Origin of the sequence: Rhodococcus sp. R1101, from assembly GCF_000278445.1 — a bacterium.
In the GTDB taxonomy this organism is placed as follows: domain Bacteria; phylum Actinomycetota; class Actinomycetes; order Mycobacteriales; family Mycobacteriaceae; genus Rhodococcus; species Rhodococcus gordoniae.
Window position 1 is genome coordinate 1 of record NZ_AJVB01000647.1, and the last position, 1,770, is coordinate 1,770.

Sequence of the window (1,770 nt, forward strand, 5' to 3'; positions counted from 1 at the left end):
CGCCGTCAACTCATCGGCGCGCCGTAGCGCAGTCGGTTGTGGGTCCACGAGCCGCCGGACCGGACCGCCGCATGTCAGGGGATGGCCGGTCTCACCGGGCAGTGTGATGATCGACCGGTGACCACATTGTGGATGATCGAGGACCTCGAACCGTGGCCCGATCAACCCACCCCCGGGCAGGTGTGTCGGCCGACCACCTACTGGACCACGCCCGGTGCGACGGACTGCATTCGCGAACTCGTGCGCGACATTCCCGCCCGCGTCGAGCAGATCACCGTCGACGATCGCGTCGAGTTGCTCGCCCATCTCGGTCACGGCGTCACCACCGTGCTCCCGCCGCAGCTCGACACCCTCGGAGATGTCGTGCTGACGGGGCATCTGGTGTGGGACCGCTACCTGTGGATGGTCTACCGCACCCGGCCCGAAGGTCGAGTGCTGGTCGCCGAACGTCACCCGGTGATCCAACGGACGAGGAGGATCCCCACCGAGGATGCGGGCTGGTACGGCGTCGAGTACGAAGGGGCCAGGGCCGTGCACCGGTACGGATCGATTCCCGACGGTTACTCGATCGTCGCGTACGCGCTCCTGGTGACCTTCCCGTGAGCGGATCGCCTGCACTGGGCGCAGCGTCGACGGACGAACGATGTGGGGACCGCACCGGGGTCGGACGCGACCTTCCGAAAACCGCCATGTCCTACCATCGTTCGACGGCCACCTGTCCCGGCGGCCGGTCGACCGCACGCACGAACAAGGGAAAGCCCGTATGAGCGACCAGTCCACCTCCACCTCGGCGCAGCACGATGTGCAGTCGATCAACACCGCCAACGAGACCGGTTTCAACACCGCCCTCGGTCTCGAGTTCGTCGAGCTCGGCCCCGACCTCGCGCGGGCCCGCTGGACCATCACCGCGGCGCAGCACCAGCCCTACGGCATCGTGCACGGCGGTGTGTACTGCGCGGTGATCGAAACCGTCGCCAGTGTCGCCGGCGCCACCTGGCTGGGGGACAAGGGCAATGTCGTCGGGGTCAACAACAACACCGACTTCCTCCGCGCGACCCGCGACGGTGTCCTCACCGCCACCGGCACCCCCGTGCACCGCGGCCGCACCCAGCAGGTGTGGCGCGTGGAGATCGTCGACGAGCAGGACCGCCTCGTCGCGCAGGGACAGGTGCGCCTCGCCAACATCACCGACGCCGACCGCATCGGGCACTGACCGCCCGCACGCCCGACACCGCAGACCGACGGCTCCGGCCGGAACCAGAAGTCCCGGCCGGAGCGAACAGCGTCAGCCCGCGGCCTGCGCCCCACCCCGGCCCTGCGCGGCCGACGCCTGCGCGGACCGTTCCTCCGCTGCTTCGGAGGCCTCGTTCGGGCCTTCCGCCCGCATGTGCTCGATCGCCATCCGGGCGAAGACCTGCTGTTCGGTGGCCGCCATCTCGTTGCGGCCGGCGGAGAAGAACGCCTGCGCCCACGACAGCAGCGTCGAGACCTTCGACGAGAACCCCACCAGATACAGCAGGTGGATGAACAGCCACGCCACCCAGCCCAGGAACCCGCTGATCTCGAGCTTGCCGACCTTCGCGACCGCACTGAACCGCGAGATCGTCGCCATACTGCCCTTGTCGAAATACTTGAACGGTTCCCGATGCGTCGGATCGGCGCCGCCGAGCGAGGCGATGATCTGCCGGGCCGCGTACTTGCCGCCCTGCATCGCCACCTGTGCCAGACCGGGCAGCTTGTTCAGCGACATCATGTCGCCGATGACGAACA

Annotated in this window: 2 protein-coding genes and 1 pseudogene; 2 read left to right on the forward strand and 1 reads right to left on the reverse strand. The window is 68.3% G+C overall.

The window, feature by feature from the left end:
• Nucleotides 1-117 precede the first annotated feature (117 nt).
• Both R1101_RS0122755 and R1101_RS0122760 read left to right on the forward strand, forming a co-directional pair.
• Nucleotides 118-603 carry a hypothetical protein gene (locus R1101_RS0122755; RefSeq protein ID WP_026003612.1) on the forward strand — a complete coding sequence of 162 codons (486 nt, stop codon included), beginning with the start codon at nt 118-120 and terminating at the stop codon, nt 601-603.
• 160 nt (nt 604-763) lie between these two features.
• Complete coding sequence (locus tag R1101_RS0122760) at nt 764-1,213, forward strand: PaaI family thioesterase (protein ID WP_016935507.1); 450 nt, start codon at nt 764-766, stop codon at nt 1,211-1,213.
• A gap of 72 nt (nt 1,214-1,285) precedes the next feature.
• Here R1101_RS0122760 and R1101_RS0122765 read toward each other — a convergent pair.
• Nucleotides 1,286-1,770: pseudogene (locus R1101_RS0122765) on the reverse strand (NAD(P)/FAD-dependent oxidoreductase); the annotation flags it as partial.